The organism is Bradyrhizobium sp. 2TAF36 (assembly GCF_052114925.1).
Classification (GTDB): domain Bacteria; phylum Pseudomonadota; class Alphaproteobacteria; order Rhizobiales; family Xanthobacteraceae; genus Bradyrhizobium; species Bradyrhizobium barranii.
This window is the reverse complement of sequence record NZ_JBFRFR010000230.1, coordinates 1-1,414: the sequence shown is the minus strand read 5'-3', so window position 1 is coordinate 1,414 and position 1,414 is coordinate 1. Positions and strand designations below refer to the sequence as shown.

Sequence of the window (1,414 nt, the reverse complement as noted above, 5' to 3'; positions counted from 1 at the left end):
TCCGTTATCGTTGAGCCCTCGCAATCAAATGATTCGAAGGAGCTCCCATGAAGCAGTACGTCGGGCTGGACGTCTCACAGAGAGAAACCGCTGTGTGCGTTGTCAACGAGACTGGTCAAGTAATCTTCGAAGGAAAAGCCAAGTCTAATCCTGGTGTCTTGACTGACCTGCTTAGCAAACATGCGCCTCATGCCGAGCGTATCGGCTTCGAGACCGGTGCGATGGCGAGTTGGCTATGGCATGAACTCCGCAGGGTTGAGCTTCCGGTGGTCTGCATCGACGCTCGGCATGCGCACGCAGCTTTGTCGGTCCGAATGAACAAGAGCGATCAGAATGATGCGCGAGGCCTTGCCGAACTGGTGCGGGTTGGATGGTATCGAGAGGTCAAAGTCAAAAGTGAGGAAAGCCAGAAGATCCGAGCGATCCTTGTCGCCAGATCTCGGCTAGTGTCCATGCGCCGAGACATCGAGAACCAGGTTCGCAGCTTGATCAAGGAATGTGGATTGCTTTTCCCTCGCGCGATCGGCCAACAGTTCCGCAACCAGGTCAGCGAACTCTTGGGCGTCGATCATTTGCTTCTCAGCGTGAKATCGCCGCTGCTCTCGATCCACGAGAACGTTTGTCAGCAACAAGGTAAGTTCGACAACGAGGTCCGCCGGTTGGCAAAGCTGGACGAGACGACGCGTCGCCTGATGACGGTCCCGGGGGTCGGTGTCGTGACGGCCCTAACGTTCCGCCACACGATCGATGACCCCTCGCGCTTCCGATCGGCTTCGACGGTCGGCGCCTACCTAGGCCTTACGCCGAGGCGCAGCCAATCCGGCGAARCCGACACCAACGGAAAGATATCTCGATGGGGCGACCGGCTTCTCCGAACTTACTTGTTCGAGGCCGCCACTGTCCTTCTTTATCGAACCAAAAAGTGGTCTTCCCTAAAGGCCTGGGGCATGAAGCTCGCCAAGCGGATCGGCATGAAGAAGGCAAAGGTCGCCATCGCCCGAAAGATCGCCGTGATTCTCCACTGCATCTGGGTCGATGGCACATCGTTCGACTGGGGCCAGCCGAAGCCAATCTGATATTTGCTCGCAAGTTCCTGGTCCGGTCCGCCGGACTGGCGATGTCCCGCTGGGACGGTGGTCGTGGTGACCTCGGTCAATCGGCTGGTGGCGGTTCGCCCGCACTCCGCTGCAAACGTTGAGGCGCCCGATCCGGACATCATCATGAGGCGCTCGCGACCTCGGAAAGGACCATGACCCCAGCTACGACATCAACCCAACCCGCTGAAGCCGCCAACGACGTCGATTGCCAATCCCGCTAGGCAATCGTCTCGCCATCCGCGATCGCTCCGTCTCCGCAACCTGACCAGCTCCGACGGAGCAATCGCTACCGGCGTGTCACTGGAGAGAGGAAGAAT

Annotated in this window: 1 protein-coding gene; it reads left to right on the top strand. The window is 58.6% G+C overall.

The genetic code is table 11. The annotated features are described in order from the left end of the window. The first annotated feature begins 47 nt into the window (after nt 1–47). On the top strand, nt 48–1,076 hold the full coding sequence (locus AB4Z51_RS44900) for an IS110 family transposase (protein ID WP_441499764.1): 1,029 nt from the start codon (nt 48–50) through the stop codon (nt 1,074–1,076). Nucleotides 1,077–1,414 lie beyond the last annotated feature (338 nt).